The organism is Natribacillus halophilus (assembly GCF_900100185.1).
In the GTDB taxonomy this organism is placed as follows: domain Bacteria; phylum Bacillota; class Bacilli; order Bacillales; family Marinococcaceae; genus Natribacillus; species Natribacillus halophilus.
In genome coordinates this window covers 1-15,533 of record NZ_FNEN01000029.1, presented here as the reverse complement: position 1 = coordinate 15,533, position 15,533 = coordinate 1, and the positions used below count along the sequence as shown (strand labels likewise).

Genomic DNA, 15,533 nt, shown 5'->3' with positions numbered 1-15,533 from the left:
TACCAAAAGCCCTGTGTTCATGCGGGTTTTTTATGGATTTTATGCGGATTCAAAGGCCATTTTTTCTTGGTTTATCAAGGTGCGAAACTCGAGTTGCACTTATAAAGGATAAGAAAGTGGTTTATACTTTCTTACCTGCCACGAAAAAAACCCGGGGGAATTTCTCCCCGGGTCCTTCTATCCTTCGAGATCTTCAATGGAATCAATATCCATGTATTCCGGTACAACCAATCCCAGTGCGGCTTCCGCTTCCATATTCGCACCTAAATTCTCCACTTCATCTTCGATTGGTTCATAGTACTCACCGTGTGTGTCAGGTAACCATGCACCAAGCATGGCATCTGCATCATCGTCTGCAACAGCTTGATACATATAATTTGCTTCCACATTGGTCGTTTCTACATCATATCCCATGTCTTCCAACACGTGCGTCATCATGCCCACTGTGGAGTAGTCCGTTTCCCACGGCCCGTGAACAATCTCAAACGATTCTCCGTCTACTTCGTCTACGCCTTCTGTCCAACTATTCACGACATCTTCATTTTCATCATACCAAGTTTGACCGGCATCTAATGGGTCTTCATCTTCAACGACTATATCATACATGATTTCTGCCATATCGTCAGCGGTCCATTCAAAATTATCGAGGATTTCATAGGCTTCCGGATGGTCATCCTGCAGTCCTTCACGGACGAGCGTATCGATGTCCTCCGGCTCCCCGAAAGACCCTTCCGGATCGTCAAGGTATTTAAGATCATGATCGACAAATTTCCAGTGCGGATCCCATCCGGTGATCACGATCGGCTCTTCATTTTCGATGGCTTCTTCCATCTCAGCGATCATTGCGGTTTCCGAACTTGATTGCAGCGTCCAGTCATCAAGGTTATCATAATCCTCGAGCGCTTGTTCAGCGGCTCCCATTATCCCGGCACCCGGATCTATGCCGGTAATCGTATAATCCAATTCTTCGGCGTAATCTCCGGCTGCTTCACCATCGGCGTCATCTCCATCATCGCCATCCTCTTCTGTTTCTTCGGTGTCACCATTGTCGTCTTGGGCGCCTGTGTCCTCGTCATCATCTGCGCCGCAACCGGCAGCTACAAGGATGAGGGAAAGGCTCGTCAATAAGCTTAAACGTGTCCAATACTTAGTCATGGTGTCAAGAAACCCCTTTTCGCTAATGTTATGTAGTCAGCCCAAAGATATTCACCTTTGGGCTGCAATACCGGCTTATTCTATTCTTGTAGATCTTCAATCGATTCAAGATCCATATAGGCCGGAACAGTTAGACCGAGTTGGGCACCTTCATCCATATTGGCTCCCAAATAATCGTAATCATCTTCGTAGTCTTCAATGTAGTCAGCGTGTGTGTGTGGCTCCCATACGGCCACAGATGCATCTGCATCACCGTCGGCAATAGCGGCAAACATGTAGTTGGCTTCCACTTGGTTTAAATCTACCTCATAACCGACACTTTCAAGTACTTGCGCTATGACATTGGTGGAGGCAATTTCGGTGTCCCAGGCAACGAGAGTAAGGGTGAGGCTTTCACCTTCGCCTGCATTTTCATCAACACCGTCCGTCCATTCGGAAACCATATCTTCGTTTTCATCGATCCAATTTTGGGCAGCTTCAGCTTCGTCTACATCATCCTGAATTTCAAGCATGACGTCTTCCATGTCTGCAGGTCCCCACTCGAAGCTCTCCAGAATCTGATACGCTTCCGGATGGTCATCTTCTAGTCCTTCGCGAGCCATTGTGCCTAAGCTTTCAGCTTCGCCATAGGAAAGTTCGGGATCGTCAAGAATCTCCAGGTCATACTCCTGGAATTTCCAGTGCGGGGTCCAACCTGTTAAGAAAATCGGCTCTTCATCCTCATAGGCATTGTCCAATTCCTGGATCATTGCTGCGTCAGAGCTTGTCTGCACGTCCCATTCGTCAAGACCGTAATCCTCAATGGCAGCCTCAGTCGATTGAACAACGCCGGAGCCGCCATCGATACCGGTGATGGTATAATCGACTTCTTCGCCGTAATCTCCGGCAGCTTCAGCCTCTCCATCATCCTCGTCCTCAGCTTCATCGTCTGTTTCTTCTTCCGGCTCGCCGTTATCGTCCGGTTCATCTCCCGGTTCTTCACCGTCATCTTCTGCGCCGCACCCGGCGGCCACCAATGTAAGTGAAAGTCCGGCAACGATGCCGACACGTTTCCAATGCTTCAGCATGGTAAACACTCCTTTTCTAAGTTAAAATGACCCCCCTGCGCGCTGCCAGCGGCAGGGAAGTATGATACCGATGACTACTTTTTGCCTAGTTTTTCTTTTTAAGCTGGAATCCTGCCGTCAAGCGGTCCAGAATAATCGCTACGATCACGATCGCGATACCGGCTTCGAAGCCGCCGCCGACATCATTTCTGCCGACTGCGGTATAGACAATATCCCCGAGGCCGTCAGCACCGATCATCGAAGCGATGACGACCATCGACAACGACAGCATGATCGTTTGGTTCACACCGGCCATAATGGTCGTCCTGGCCATTGGCAACTGCACCTTGTACAATTTCTGGGACGAGGTGGAGCCAAAAGCATCCGCCGCTTCAATGACCTCGGATGACACTTCCCGTATCCCCAAATTCGTCAACCGTATGGTTGGAGGCATTCCGAAGATCACCGATGCAATAACCCCGGGCTCCATTCCGATTCCGAAAAAGGCCACCGCCGGAATCAAATAGACAAATTGCGGCAACGTCTGCATGAAGTCCAGGATCGGTTTGACGATGGTCTCTACCACGTTGCTTTTCGACATCCAGATACCAATAGGGATACCGACGGCAACCGAAATGATGGTAGCCGCTAACACAATGGAGAGCATCAGGATCATGTCATTCCAAAACCCGAGGTTATCGATGAGGAACAACCCTACAAAGACGAACAGCGTGAGGCCGATTTTCCGTCCGGCAAAGAAATAGGTCACCAACGGTAAACCGATGATAAAAACGGGGATGGGAATGATATCCATGACCGTTTGCAATGCCGTTAATATCCAGGCTATTAAAGCATCGATGCTGTCAAATATGAGGTCCGCGTTTGTTAACCAGTCAACGAGATCTTCGATCCAATCAGCGAGAGGTAGGCTCGGAAACAGATCCATTGATATTCACCTCTCCTCCTGATAATGCACCGAGAACGGAGCTTCGTACGATAATCCCGCGCAGTTTCCCATCCTGAACAACGGCAGCAGGCACTTTGCTGTTTTTGATCAGATCGATGACTTCGGTAACGGGGGTCTCCATTTCTACTCTCAGGACATCATTGTGGATGACTCCCCTGAAGTCATCTATCCCTTCATCCACGAGTTGGGATAATTCGTCCGCGTGCACAATGCCCAACAATTCCCGGTCGCGTTTAATGGCATAAATGCTCGAGATGCCCGAGTTGCGCATACGTTGCAGGGCTACACGCGGACCTTCCCGCTCCGGCTGAACGGTTTCCGGTCTCGTCATGACATTTTGTGCCGTGTAAACTTTTGAACGGTCCACATCTTCCACGAATTTCTCAACGTAGTCATTCGCCGGATTCGTAAGGATTTCTTCCGGGGTGCCGATTTGCACGATCGCCCCGTCTTTCATGATCGTAATTCGATCTCCGATCCGCAGCGCTTCATCCAAATCGTGGGTGATAAATATAATCGTTTTCTTCATGTTTTCCTGCAGATCCATAAGTTCATCCTGCATTTCTTTTCGGATCAACGGATCCAGCGCCGAAAAGGCTTCATCCATGAGCAGAATTTCCGGATCATTGGCAAGTGCCCGGGCCAGTCCCACCCGTTGCTGCATCCCACCTGACAGTTCCTCCGGAAGCATTTTCTCATAACCGTCCAATCCGACGAGACTCAGAGCATCCGTCGCTTTTTTTCCTCTGTCTTCGCGGCCCATGCCCTGGACTTCCAAACCATATTCCACATTGCTTTGAATGGTTCGAAAGGGAAACAGTCCGAACTTCTGAAAAACCATGCTCATGTCGCGACGGCGAACGGATCGCAGTGTTTTCTCTTCCATTTCCGCCAAATTTTGCTCGTTTAAGTAGACTGCGCCTGATGTCGGTTCAATTAACCGGTTCAGGAGTCGAACGAGGGTTGATTTTCCGCTCCCCGACAAGCCCATGATGACGAACACTTCTCCGTCGTTCACCTCAAAAGATGCTTTGTTCACACCGACGGTAAGTCCCGTCTCTTCCAGAATATCCGCTTTGGATTTGTTATCCCTTAACATCGGGATGGCTCGTTCGGGCCTTTTCCCGAACACTTTGGTCAAATCCTCGACCTTGATCTTCGCCAATGCTTTTCACCCCTTAGGCGATTAGTTTTGTTCTTGTAAAAAGGTTGTCCAAAAAGTCCGGCATGTATTTGAAGCAGGTTAGCGGATATCCGACGGGGGCTGATCCGCCCATTCTTTTTGTCACTCTTAAAGAACAAGATATGTAGTTCGCTGCGATCACAAGCATCATACTTTTCATACTATACGCTTTTATCGATAATATAACAAACGGACTACTAACAATATATCCTCCATTTTTGCGACATATATTTGTATATTTCATATTTACACGTTATTTTTTGTTTTTTCTCATGATATCTTTTAATACCTCCGTTTAACATGATTATCACATGTAAATTTTATGTAAGCCAGTTAATTATTTATAGGAAATTGAAACACATTCCAACTAAAAAGAGCTCGCTAATTTAGCGAGCTCCTTTTAGCAGATAAGAAAGTATAACTTTCTTATTATGCATAAGTGCAACTAAGGCTTTCGCCAGGCTTGGCGATAAGCCAAGTTTTCATTATTCTTATACGTGTATTTCAATCGATGCTTCTTCTTCCAGTTCATTCGTTAATTCTTCACGGTTTTCCTGCATTTCCATCTGTTCAGCTTCAGCGCGGAGCTGATCTTCAATTTCGGAGAGTTCCGGCGGGTCTTCTTCCATTTCATCGCCCATTTGTTCTTCCATCATCGCGATTTGCTCTTCATACATCTCTTCAACATCTTCGTCGCTCACTTCAACTTCACCGAACTCATCTTCCAGCAGCTGCTCTACCCTGAGGTCCTCGACGAGAATATCTTGGATATACTCTTCGGAAAATCCTTGTTGCTCTTCCATGTTTTCATAAAATTCTTCTGTCGATTCAGCCATTGGGTCTTGCTCGACCAATTCCTCAATCGTTTCTTCCACTTCGTCCTCGCTCACTTCAATGTCCCGCTCCTCGGCGGCCTGAACGAGTAATTCCTGTCTTGCCATTTCATTGGCAATCTCTTCGCGAATTTGCTGATCCTGTTCTTCATCTTCGGTAATGTCCATCATCTGTGCCGCCATTTGTTCCACTTGCATCGTGTACATTTCTTCAAATTCATCTCTATCGATATTCTCCCCGTTGACTTCAGCCACAGGGTCAGGAACATCGCTTAAATCGATATCCGGCTCAGGCATTTCCATCTCGTCCTCGGGAAGAGCTTCGCTCGCTTCTTCTTCACCTGCTTCTTCACCTTCTTCTTCGTCCGTCGGGTCCCCGTTATCCGGGTGTTTTTCTTCTCCATCACCGCCATCGTTACATGCGGCTAGTCCGATGGATAAAAGAAAAGCCAGACCGCTCATTACTATTGCACGCTTCACATAAAAGCTCCTTCCAACATAGACTGCCGGCATTATATCACATCAACAGGGTTAATGATCAAACCTGCTGTAATTTTTATAAATTGTTTCACAAATGTGACGAAGTAATGATCGTTTTAAGTGCGCCCCCTTTGCATGATATCCTTATTGTTTTGTACATGCTGGTTATAAAATTGTTTAAAATTTTCACCTGCCCATCGTTTCACATCTGCTTCCTGATACCGTTGCAACAGCCAATCGATTAATGCCGGCAACCGTTGTGGCCCTTCCAATCCTGTAACCGGAGAAGGGATGCCGTCAAAATCGGACCCTAACCCGATATACTCCGGGCCGATAAGGCCTGCCACATAATCGATATGGCGCGCCAAATCCGCGAAGCCGGCCTCGGATGTGCCGTTGATGAATGATGTAAAAAACGTCATGCCGAGCAGCCCTTCTTTTTTCTTAATCAGCTTGAGCTGTTCATCCGTTAAATTGCGAACATGATCATGGACTCCGCGAACGTTCGCATGACTGACAAAAAAGGTTCCGCAGCGTTCAATGCTTTCGTAAAAGGAGGCTTCATTAAGATGGGCACCGTCCAGGATCATCCCTTCTCCTTTTAACCATTCCACTACCGCGCGTCCTTTGTTGGTGAGACCGTTTCCATTTTGCTCAAAACACCCTGCGGCCAGACTGTTTCCCTCATTCCAGGTTAGCCCCACGCTTTCGACGCCCAAACGTTTCAACAATCGCCATTTCATCCAGTCATCACCTATGGCATCAGCGCCTTCGAGAGCCAGGATCGCTCTCGTCTTTGTCCCATCCGTAAGCTCCTCGGCGGGTTTATGCTCGATTTGCGCATTCGTTTTCACCTTTTCATGAAAAGCATCCACCTGCCGTAAAATAATCGAAAAATCATCATCACGCCGCTCATATACGGGAGCGAAGATGGCAAATACCTGTGCGTTAACCTCTCCGTTCTGTAACGAATCAGCACTTACCGTCGGTCCCTCTGCAAATGTTTTCTCATCATCACTCCATAATTGCAATAAAGCGTCACAATGCCCGTCAGCGATATACATTTTTCTCCCCCTCACTTTTTGCTTAAAACAAGAGATGTGCCCAAACAATCTCCTTCCCTTTATCATAGGCTATCTTATTAGAAAACTTGGCTTATCGCCATTGAAGATAAACGAGAGGTAAACGATACTATGGATAACTCCATGTTTCCACTGAAAGTGTTCAGCCGTTGGTTCACAAATGACACAGGTGTCCTCTCCTCGACCCTTAAACCCGTGACAATACGAGAGAAACACCATTGGATTATTCGTTTTCCCGTCAAAAATATGACCGTGGAGAACGTTAACATCCATACCGATAAGGACGATTTATTTATCCGCTTTCAACAAACAATAGAAGAAAAACATGAAAACGAGACGACGGGGGCGATATCGGCTTACCAGGCGATAACGGAGTGTACCTCCCGTACAGCGATTCCTCCCGACGCGGATGAGAAAAATTATACGATCGTTTGTTGTGAAGATCATGTCGATATTTATTTCAATATGAGAAAAGGAGATGACTATTGATGATCAACCATCGACCGCCCTATTATGAAGAGCCTTACATGTACCCCCCTCGTCCCTATCCGCCGTCGTTGCCTCCCATATCCAGTCAACCGTACGGCGCTCCACCGCCACCTTTCCCTCCCGGGGCTAAGAGGCCTAGCACACGGGGAATGTCGGGATTTATGAGCGGTTTTACGAATGAAGACGGCCAGATTGATGTGCAAAAAACGATGGCGACGATTGATACAGCCGTGAAAACGTATCAACAAGTGTCCCCGATGATTAAACAAATCACTTCCGTTCTGCAGGAAAGAACATGAACCGGTCCTGGGCTGGACCGGTTTCATTTACCGCAATTCATAGGGTGTTTCCTGATAAACATAGTAGTTCAACCAATTGGAGAAAAGCAGATGGGAATGGGCTCTCCAAAGTAACGGTGGTTGCTGGTCCGGGTCGCCGCTCGGAAAATATCCCGTCGGCGCCTGGGTATCCATGCCCCGTTCCCGATCCCGTTTATATTCATCGCGGAGGGTCGTCGCATCATATTCTGCGTGCCCGGTGACGAATACTTTGCTTCCTTTCGTATCTGCAATCAGATACACGCCTGCCTCATCTGACTCGGCAAGCACGACAAGATCTTCTTCCCCATCGATATCTTCCTTCGTCGTCGTCGTATAACGCGAATGGGGCACATGAAAATGATCGTCGAATCCGCGCAGAAGCGGGCTGTTCATCACCTTGATCGCATGTTTATAAACGCCAAACTGCTTCTCCGGCAGTTCCACTTTCGGGATCTCGTAATGATAGTAGAGAGCAGCCTGTGCCCCCCAACAAATGTGCATCGTCGAGGTTACATGGCTTTTACTCCATTCGAACATTTCCGCGAGTTCTTCCCAATAATCCACCTCTTCAAACGACAATCGTTCGATCGGGGCACCAGTAATGATCATACCATCAAAATACTCGTCTTTCACTTCCGAGAAACTTTTATAGAAAGCTTCCAGGTGTTCCGCGGGCGTATTCCGCGAACGGTGGCTGCTCGGATGCACAAACGTAATCTCCACCTGGAGAGGAGAATTCCCCAGTAATCGTAACAATTGCGTTTCCGTTATTTCCTTGAGAGGCATTAGATTCAATATGACAATATGCAACGGACGAATGTCCTGTGTGTACGCCCGTTGCTCATTCATGATAAAAATATTCTCCTGCTGTAATACATCCTTTGCCGGTAATTCGTTTGGAATTTTTATTGGCATATTTAACACCCCGTCCTTTCCTTAAACGGTTTTCCACCAATTATCGTTAGGGCTTACCGGTGTCCGGCGTTTATGTTCGGTAGCCCGATAGTAGTTGATGAGCTTAGTCTCAACGTCGCTGCTTACGTTTTTTCCTTCCAGAAAATCATCAATTTCATCATATGTCAACCCTAACGCTTCTTCGTCGGAAAGACCCGGCCGGTCATCTTCCAAATCAGCCGTCGGGGTTTTCGTATAGATCGATGAAGGTGCCTGTAACTGGCGCAGAATCTCTTCTCCCTGGCGCTTATTCAACCCATATAAAGGGACGATATCACAGGCGCCGTCTCCGTGTTTCGTGAAATAACCGGTGATGGCTTCGGCGGCATGGTCCGTTCCGATCACGAGCAAGCCGTAGGTGGCGGCGACATCATATTGCACTTTCATGCGCTCCCGGGCCTTCGTGTTCCCTTTATGGAAGTCGGCCAGTTCCCTCTCAAAAGCCCTCGCGAAACTTTGCTCAGCTACATCTACCGCCGGTTGAATGTCCACCGTTTCCACACGGTCGGGTTGAATAAAGGCAATGGCTTTTTGGGCATCATCTTCATCGTGTTGCTCACCGTAAGGCAGGCGCAGCGCGATAAATTGAAAGGACGCATTTCCTTCCTCGCGAAGTTCTTCCACAGCTTCCTGGGCCATTTTCCCGAGTAAGGTTGAGTCTTGCCCTCCTGATAAACCGAGCACGAAGCCGTATGCCCGGGCATGTTGAACATAAGTTTTTATAAATGCTTTACGATTACGGTATTCCTGCCCGGGATCAATGGTCGCCTGCACCTCTAAAGCGTCGATTATCTCTTCTTGTTGCATCGTCTTCCCCTCCCCGATTGATTCATCACTTTTGAATCTATGCCACTGCTCTTCCAGTCTTTCCGTTAATAAAACACGCTCCTGGATATGGCCAAATAGATCAAAATGCGATAAAGACCCGCGCTCATGGATCCATCTTGCTTTCAGGCCGTATTGTTCTCCCCATTGTATCAGTTTTTTCTTATCCGCACAGGCCACTTTTGTCACTGAATCACAATCCGGAAAACGCTCGTCCAACCAATAGTGGGTAATGATAGCGATCTCCCCTGCCAATGCTCGCCGTTTCCAGTTTTCCAGTTCCTTTTTGTCGATCCCGAAAGCCATGGCGGGGACTATCCTCTTTTTTCTCGTTCATATACGTCATGCCACTCCGGCAGCAGCTTCTTCATGGAGCGAGGACGGAATGTTTCGCTATCAACGAGAACGTGTGTCGTCGTCCCACTCACACATAATTGATCGTCCTCGTTATATATAGCATAGCCGTAAGTGGCCCGAATGCCGTTATAATCATCAATCCACGTCTCAACACGAACCGTATCGCCATAACGAATCGCTCTCACGTAGGAAAGATTGGCTTCTGTGACCGGTGCTAACACACCACTTTCTTCCAATTTTGCATAGGAAAAACCTAAAGCATTGATAAGATCTGTCCGGCCAATCTCACACCACACCAAATATTGGGAATGGTGCACCACCCCCATTTGATCCGTCTCCGCGTAACGAACTTGTATATCGGTGGAAGCTACTTTCATAAGTATACGCCTGCCTTCTTATGTTCATCGTCTTAAAAACCTGTATGTATAAGCATAATAAACAAATCTATTTCCATCAAGTTCGAAATAAAGAAAACTTGGCTTATCGCCAAGCCTGGCGAAAGCCTTTGTTGCTTAAAAAAGGCCGTCACTTCCTTATGAAAGGTAAGACAGCCCCGTACACGCCTATTTTCTTTTGGCATCCAGGCGTTCTTCGATACGATTCATCGCTTCGCGATCATTAAGAATCGCTTCACGATTGTCACGTAACAAGTCTATAAAGCGAACGTTCCTGATTCTTCTCACAAAAAGCGCCTCCTTTTTTCTATCTATTATGGAAGAAATATATTAACTTTATACACGGAGACGCGGACTGAGATACCACTCACCCTTGTCGTTGACCGTCATCAGGAACACATCCTCGATTCGGTTATAGCCATGATCGATCAATCCATTTTCCAACTGTTTTCGGTTCATAATCTTTTCCATGTTCGCAGATATTAACTTGCCGTCAGCGATAATCACGTGCGGGTACCCCTCGTTTTGCGGGTTTAAGCCGATATCATAGCCAGTAGCGGCGTTAAACGGGCTCTTTTTAATCACACTAACCTGACCATTGGGTTCCAATATGGCATAATCAATTTCATTTAAATTGGACGCGTCATTTTGCCGCAGTTCCATTAACAATTGTTCAATCGTCATGTTGGTCTTTTTCAGCATATCATTAAGAATTTGCCCATTTTCAATAATAATAAACGGTTCATCCTCAATCACTCTTCTAAAACGCGGCAGTTTCAGGCTGGCAAACGAAAGGAGCCAGTGTAAAAAAGCGATCATTGCGGCCCCTGCGAAGGGGCCGGTAAGTTCTTCATCACCGCTTGAGACGGTTTCACCTACGACATCCCCGATCACGACACCAAATATAAAATCGAGCGGGTCGATATTGGCCATAGAGCGTTGGCCGATCACTTTCACCATCAAGAATATGTATAAGTAAACGAATAACGCGCGCACGATAAAGCCATAGAAAGGCAACTGCTCTGAACCTGTCCATATGTCTGTGATATTTTGCACGATTACCCCATCCTAAGTGAGCAAGTCCCCCTTAATCATGTACAGTTCTTGTAAAAATATACATAATACAGTACGTGAAATTTAAGAAGGGATGGAAAAAAACCTAGCCATTATGGCTAGGTTTTTTTCTCTTTACGCTTTCGCCTCTGCCGCCAGTTTATCGCGCAGTACCATCGGCAAGATACCGCCGTGACGGTAGTAATCGACTTCGATGTCACTGTCAAAACGAACGATCGCTTCAAATGTTTTCGTCTGTCCGTCGGTGTCTTCAGCCATAACGGTGACGAGCTGCCGCGGTGTGACATTTTCATCGATATCCACATGGAACGTTTCCTCGCCGCTTAAGCCTAGTTCGTCGGCGCCTTCTCCTTCTTTAAATTGCAGAGGGAGAACGCCCATGAGCGCGAGATTGCTGCGGTGAATACGTTCAAAGCTCTGGGCAATGACCATTTTGATCCCGAGGAGGGTCGTGCCCTTGGCGGCCCAGTCCCGTGAGCTCCCCATGCCGTAATCTTCTCCGGCCATGACGACGAGGCCGGTATTGTCTTTTTTATATTCCATGGCCGCGTCGTAGATCGGCATCACTTCACCGCTCGGCCAGTGGGTTGTAAAGCCGCCCTCGGTGCCGGGGGCCAATTGATTGCGGATACGAATGTTGGCAAACGTTCCCCGCATCATCACTTCGTGATTGCCGCGACGTGAACCGTAAGAATTAAACTGCGCCGGTTTTAACCCTTTTGAGATTAAATATTGACCTGCCGGGCTGTCCTTGGCGATGGAGCCGGCCGGAGAAATATGGTCGGTCGTCACTGAATCGCCGAATTTACCGATCGCCCGCAATCCGTTGAGGCTTTCTATCGCTTGCGGCTCCTTGGACATATTTTCAAAGAACGGCGGGTTTTGAATATAGGTGGATGCTTCGTCCCAGTCATAGAGGGTCGCATCATCACTCGATTGCAGGTCATTCCACCGTTCATTATTATCGAATACACTGCTGTATTCTTCTTTAAAGAGGTCCGGTGAGACGTTTTCCTGGATGAACCCTTGGATTTCCGCCGGGCTCGGCCAGAGATCGCTGAAGTAAACGTCATTTCCGTCTTGATCTTTGCCGAAGGAATCGTTGCGAAGATCAACATTGACCGTTCCCGCCAGGGCATAAGCGACCACCAAGGGTGGCGAAGCCAGATAATTGGCGCGTACAAGCGGATGAATACGGCCTTCAAAGTTTCGGTTTCCGCTTAATACGGAGGAGACGAGCAAATCATTGTCGACGATTGTCTGCTCCACTTCTTCCGGTAGCGGCCCGCTATTACCGATACAGGTCGTACAGCCATACCCGACGAGGTTAAAGCCCAGTTCATTCAGATAAGGCATGAGACCGGAATCTTCAAGATAACGGGTAACCACTTTCGACCCGGGCGCCAGCGATGTCTTCACGTATTCGGGGACATCCAGCCCTTTATCCACCGCTTTTTTGGCGACAAGACCGGCCCCGATCATCACCGAAGGATTGGATGTGTTCGTACAGCTCGTAATCGCGGCGATCGTGAGCGCACCGGTGGTCAGTGTGGACGTTTTACCGTTCGGATGCTCAACACTCACCTCTTTGTCCAATTCCTTGGCGTCAAGGCCGAAACCGTGATTGCCTTCCGGTCCTGTCACCGCTTTTTTGAATGATTGTTTCATATCATTAAGTTCGATCAAATCTTGTGGACGCTTCGGTCCGGATAGGGCCGGCTCAATTTTATCCAGGTTTAAGGGGACGACTTCCGAATAGGTCGGTTCGGTGGCATCGTCGCTATAAAAGAGCCCGTTCGCCTGGCAGTAGGCTTTGACAAGCGCGATTTGTTCTTCGCTACGGCCGGTGAGGCGCAGGTAATTCAAAGACTCCTCATCCACCGGGAAAAATCCGCACGTCGCACCGTATTCAGGAGCCATATTTGAAATCGTGGCCCGATCGGCAAGGGACATGTTTTTTAGTCCCGGACCGTAAAATTCCACGAATTTGCCGACGACATTTTTGGAGCGCAATAGCTGGGTCACTTTCAGGGCCAAATCCGTTGCAGTCGCCCCATGGGGAAGACTCCCCTCCAGCTTTACGCCCACGACTTCAGGGGCGGGAAAATAAGACGGTTGTTCCAGCATGCCGGCTTCTGCTTCAATACCGCCAACGCCCCAGCCGAGCACTCCGAGACCGTTGATCATCGTCGTATGTGAATCCGTGCCGACAAGGGTGTCCGGATAAGCGATTTTTTCCCCTTGGTCATTTTCCTTGACATGGACAACATTCGCCAGGTACTCCAGGTTCACCTGGTGCACGATACCTGTAGCCGGCGGCACGGCACTATAATTGTCAAACGCCTGCGTCGCCCAGCTCAAGAGCTTATAGCGTTCTTCATTCCGTTCAAACTCGAGATTCATATTCTGCGTCAACGAATCGCTCGTCCCAAACTGATCAACCTGAACCGAGTGGTCCACGACAAGATCAGCCGGAATCGCGGGATCGATGCTCGCGGGGTCGCCCCCGACATCGGCCATCGCTTTTCTGAGCGAAGCCAGATCCACGACAGCGGGCACCCCTGTGAAATCCTGGAGGATGACACGCGAGGGCTTAAAGGGTACATCTTCGTTCCCGCCCTCATCGCTGCCCCAATGGGCAAGGCTTTCCACGTGCTCCGCTGTAATCACTTTGCCATCCTGCTGTCGCAATAAAGATTCCAATAATACACGCACAGAATAAGGCAAGTTGGCAATATGACCGACACCTGCCCTCTCCAAGGCAGTGAGGTCATAATAATGGTAGGTTTCATTCCCCACGTTCAACGTTTTCTTAGCTTGATACATATCGTTGGTTTCTCCCATGTGTATCCCCCTCCTCGTCTCTATCATATAATATTTCCGGCAAAATGTCGAAAATACGAGATGACTATAGCAAGCCTCTATCTGTTAAAGCAAGGTGCACCTGTGCTAAACTGGTAACAGAATCAAGAACGTGGTGGTGAGCAACGTGAGTACAGATGTCTTCATGTGGTTGATCGTCCTTTGGTCTGTGTTCATGATTGTGTTTATGTTCATCGGCGGTTTTTTTATGTTCAGAAAGTTCCTGAAGCGCCTGCCGAAAGAAGACGGCCATTCAATCCTCGATTGGCAGGACTATTATATTGAGAAAACCCGTCACCTTTGGAGTCGGCAACAAAGCGACTTGCTCGAGGAGCTCGTCTCCCCCGTGCCTGAATTGTTCAGGGATGTCGCAAGAGAAAAGATCGCCGGCAAAATCGGCGAACTTGCCTTGAACGAGCGGGCGAGCCAGATGAACGAAGATTTAATTATTCGCGGCTATATTCTCGCAACCCCGAAACGCGATCATAAGTTTTTGCGCAGGAAACTGGATGAAAAACAGATGGATTACAGTCAATATGAGCAGCTGTTTTAACGGCTTTTTATGTTCTTTCTTTCAAGGGCGAGCTCCAGGCTGGCCTTTCGATTTGTTGCTCGGCTTTCTTGAACATGAGCAACATCGCGATACGCCAGGGGATGATCATCCCGTATGCAAGCAGAAAAAACATCCCGGCCAGTTGCGGGAGTTGAATTTGCTCCCCGATGATTAACTTTATAATCACCCGGGCCGCGATTAATCCGAACAATAAAAAGATAAATAATTTGGATCTTTTCATATAGATGTCGCCGTTATGTATTTCAAAACGTGACGTGCGAATCAATAAATAAGAAGCAGCGGCACCGACAATCAGCGGCGCTACAATCCGTTCAGGCGGAAGATGGGTCGGTTCATACAAAAACATCAAAAAACCGGTGCTCATCATCAGTGGCGGAATGATAATCTTTTTGACTGAAGCCGGTTTTTTGATTGCTTTCATCCTTACAATCACCGCGAGCGTCCCCATCATGGCCGCGCCCACCGTTGTAAGCAAAAAGAGCACCGTCGTCTCCGACATGACCTTCACCTCCGCATCCTTTTGTCCTATCATACCCTTTTGGCTTCCCTCCATGCAAGATCACCTTAATGAAGGAGGATACCCGGCGCAAAAGTGGCGCGGGTGCTGCCTTTCTGGGTATAGTCTAGTGCACAATGGTTGAATTAACCACTCACACCAATGTTATCCTGCTGATAGAATCATAGATACGAGGTGAGTTGTCATCATGGTCGCTCAACAAGCGGCAACCATAGAACTTAGTGATAAACAACGAAAAATCCTTGAAAAACTGGACAAAGGGACGCATACGCCTCTGCATTTGAAAACACGTGCGCACATTATCTTAAATGCAGCCGACGGTATGAACAATAAACAAATCGCAAGACACAATAACTTGAATCGAAACCAGGTCAAGAAATGGCGCAATCGGTGGGATCACTTAGCCGAAGCCGTGGCTCA

At 48.0% G+C, this 15,533-nt stretch carries 17 protein-coding genes; 4 read left to right on the top strand and 13 right to left on the bottom strand.

Annotation, left to right across the window (positions count from 1 at the left end):
• Positions 1–177 precede the first annotated feature (177 nt).
• From BLS58_RS16445 to BLS58_RS16420, 6 genes are all read right to left on the bottom strand, one after another.
• Positions 178–1,155 (bottom strand): glycine betaine ABC transporter substrate-binding protein, encoded by a 978-nt coding sequence (locus BLS58_RS16445; RefSeq protein WP_090400141.1) that lies wholly within the window; start codon positions 1,153–1,155, stop codon positions 178–180.
• A gap of 80 nt (positions 1,156–1,235) precedes the next feature.
• Entirely contained in the window at positions 1,236–2,222 is a 987-nt protein-coding gene (locus tag BLS58_RS16440) for a glycine betaine ABC transporter substrate-binding protein (protein ID WP_090400139.1), read from the bottom strand.
• Between the two features lie 85 nt (positions 2,223–2,307).
• Positions 2,308–3,147 (bottom strand): ABC transporter permease, encoded by an 840-nt coding sequence (locus BLS58_RS16435; protein ID WP_090400137.1) that lies wholly within the window; start codon positions 3,145–3,147, stop codon positions 2,308–2,310.
• Positions 3,116–4,333, bottom strand: a complete 1,218-nt coding sequence (locus BLS58_RS16430) for a quaternary amine ABC transporter ATP-binding protein (protein WP_090400135.1) — start codon at positions 4,331–4,333, stop codon at positions 3,116–3,118. The genes BLS58_RS16435 and BLS58_RS16430 overlap by 32 nt, the downstream gene beginning before the upstream one ends.
• Positions 4,334–4,842: 509 nt before the next feature.
• A complete protein-coding gene (locus BLS58_RS16425; protein WP_176764825.1) occupies positions 4,843–5,664 on the bottom strand; it encodes a SurA N-terminal domain-containing protein in 822 nt (273 codons plus the stop codon).
• Between the two features lie 116 nt (positions 5,665–5,780).
• Positions 5,781–6,728 (bottom strand): dipeptidase, encoded by a 948-nt coding sequence (locus BLS58_RS16420; protein ID WP_176764824.1) that lies wholly within the window; start codon positions 6,726–6,728, stop codon positions 5,781–5,783.
• A gap of 129 nt (positions 6,729–6,857) precedes the next feature.
• On the opposite strand from BLS58_RS16420, the gene BLS58_RS16415 reads away from it, so the two are divergent.
• Positions 6,858–7,235, top strand: a complete 378-nt coding sequence (locus BLS58_RS16415) for a hypothetical protein (protein ID WP_090400129.1) — start codon at positions 6,858–6,860, stop codon at positions 7,233–7,235.
• On the top strand, positions 7,235–7,534 hold the full coding sequence (locus tag BLS58_RS16410; RefSeq protein ID WP_090400127.1) for a YppG family protein: 300 nt from the start codon (positions 7,235–7,237) through the stop codon (positions 7,532–7,534). Before BLS58_RS16415 ends, BLS58_RS16410 begins: the two co-directional genes overlap by 1 nt.
• 27 nt (positions 7,535–7,561) lie before the next feature.
• Here the strand turns inward: BLS58_RS16410 and metA are convergent, their stop codons facing one another.
• The 6 genes from metA to acnA form a co-directional block, all read right to left on the bottom strand.
• Positions 7,562–8,470 (bottom strand): homoserine O-acetyltransferase MetA, encoded by a 909-nt coding sequence (gene metA / locus BLS58_RS16405; RefSeq protein WP_090400125.1) that lies wholly within the window; start codon positions 8,468–8,470, stop codon positions 7,562–7,564.
• Positions 8,471–8,491: 21 nt separating this feature from the next.
• Positions 8,492–9,316 carry an ammonia-dependent NAD(+) synthetase gene (gene nadE / locus BLS58_RS16400; RefSeq protein ID WP_090400149.1) on the bottom strand — a complete coding sequence of 275 codons (825 nt, stop codon included), beginning with the start codon at positions 9,314–9,316 and terminating at the stop codon, positions 8,492–8,494.
• Between the two features lie 332 nt (positions 9,317–9,648).
• Positions 9,649–10,068, bottom strand: a complete 420-nt coding sequence (locus tag BLS58_RS16395) for an acyl-CoA thioesterase (protein ID WP_090400123.1) — start codon at positions 10,066–10,068, stop codon at positions 9,649–9,651.
• A gap of 186 nt (positions 10,069–10,254) precedes the next feature.
• Positions 10,255–10,374 (bottom strand): FbpB family small basic protein, encoded by a 120-nt coding sequence (locus BLS58_RS16390; RefSeq protein ID WP_090400121.1) that lies wholly within the window; start codon positions 10,372–10,374, stop codon positions 10,255–10,257.
• Positions 10,375–10,422: 48 nt separating this feature from the next.
• On the bottom strand, positions 10,423–11,133 hold the full coding sequence (locus BLS58_RS16385; protein WP_090400147.1) for a DUF421 domain-containing protein: 711 nt from the start codon (positions 11,131–11,133) through the stop codon (positions 10,423–10,425).
• Positions 11,134–11,274: 141 nt separating this feature from the next.
• The gene (gene acnA, locus BLS58_RS16380) at positions 11,275–14,004 is read right to left on the bottom strand and encodes an aconitate hydratase AcnA (protein ID WP_090400118.1); all 2,730 of its coding nucleotides are present in this window, start codon (positions 14,002–14,004) and stop codon (positions 11,275–11,277) included.
• 163 nt (positions 14,005–14,167) lie between these two features.
• Here acnA and BLS58_RS16375 point away from each other — a divergent pair, with 163 nt between their 5' ends.
• The gene (locus BLS58_RS16375) at positions 14,168–14,575 is read left to right on the top strand and encodes a DUF2621 family protein (protein ID WP_090400145.1); all 408 of its coding nucleotides are present in this window, start codon (positions 14,168–14,170) and stop codon (positions 14,573–14,575) included.
• A 7-nt stretch (positions 14,576–14,582) separates the two neighbouring features.
• Here BLS58_RS16375 and BLS58_RS16370 read toward each other — a convergent pair whose 3' ends face one another.
• Positions 14,583–15,095: a CcdC family protein gene (locus BLS58_RS16370; protein ID WP_090400143.1), complete on the bottom strand. Its 513-nt coding sequence runs from the start codon at positions 15,093–15,095 to the stop codon at positions 14,583–14,585.
• A gap of 205 nt (positions 15,096–15,300) precedes the next feature.
• Between BLS58_RS16370 and BLS58_RS16365 the strand changes: the two genes are divergently transcribed.
• Positions 15,301–15,533, top strand: a 233-nt coding sequence (locus BLS58_RS16365; RefSeq protein ID WP_143018947.1) for a helix-turn-helix domain-containing protein, incomplete at its 3' end; no start/stop codon positions are given.

What these genes read in the sequence shown, in the direction of transcription:
- BLS58_RS16445 (WP_090400141.1), bottom strand. Translation starts at nt 1,155, where the DNA reads ATGACTAAGTATTGGACACGTTTAAGCTTATTGACGAGCCTTTCCCTC.
- BLS58_RS16440 (WP_090400139.1), bottom strand. Translation starts at nt 2,222, where the DNA reads ATGCTGAAGCATTGGAAACGTGTCGGCATCGTTGCCGGACTTTCACTT.
- BLS58_RS16435 (WP_090400137.1), bottom strand. Translation starts at nt 3,147, where the DNA reads ATGGATCTGTTTCCGAGCCTACCTCTCGCTGATTGGATCGAAGATCTC.
- BLS58_RS16420 (WP_176764824.1), bottom strand. Translation starts at nt 6,728, where the DNA reads ATGTATATCGCTGACGGGCATTGTGACGCTTTATTGCAATTATGGAGT.
- BLS58_RS16415 (WP_090400129.1), top strand. Translation starts at nt 6,858, where the DNA reads ATGGATAACTCCATGTTTCCACTGAAAGTGTTCAGCCGTTGGTTCACA.
- BLS58_RS16410 (WP_090400127.1), top strand. Translation starts at nt 7,235, where the DNA reads ATGATCAACCATCGACCGCCCTATTATGAAGAGCCTTACATGTACCCC.
- metA (WP_090400125.1), bottom strand. Translation starts at nt 8,470, where the DNA reads ATGCCAATAAAAATTCCAAACGAATTACCGGCAAAGGATGTATTACAG.
- nadE (WP_090400149.1), bottom strand. Translation starts at nt 9,316, where the DNA reads ATGCAACAAGAAGAGATAATCGACGCTTTAGAGGTGCAGGCGACCATT.
- BLS58_RS16395 (WP_090400123.1), bottom strand. Translation starts at nt 10,068, where the DNA reads ATGAAAGTAGCTTCCACCGATATACAAGTTCGTTACGCGGAGACGGAT.
- acnA (WP_090400118.1), bottom strand. Translation starts at nt 14,004, where the DNA reads ATGGGAGAAACCAACGATATGTATCAAGCTAAGAAAACGTTGAACGTG.
- BLS58_RS16375 (WP_090400145.1), top strand. Translation starts at nt 14,168, where the DNA reads ATGTGGTTGATCGTCCTTTGGTCTGTGTTCATGATTGTGTTTATGTTC.
- BLS58_RS16370 (WP_090400143.1), bottom strand. Translation starts at nt 15,095, where the DNA reads ATGTCGGAGACGACGGTGCTCTTTTTGCTTACAACGGTGGGCGCGGCC.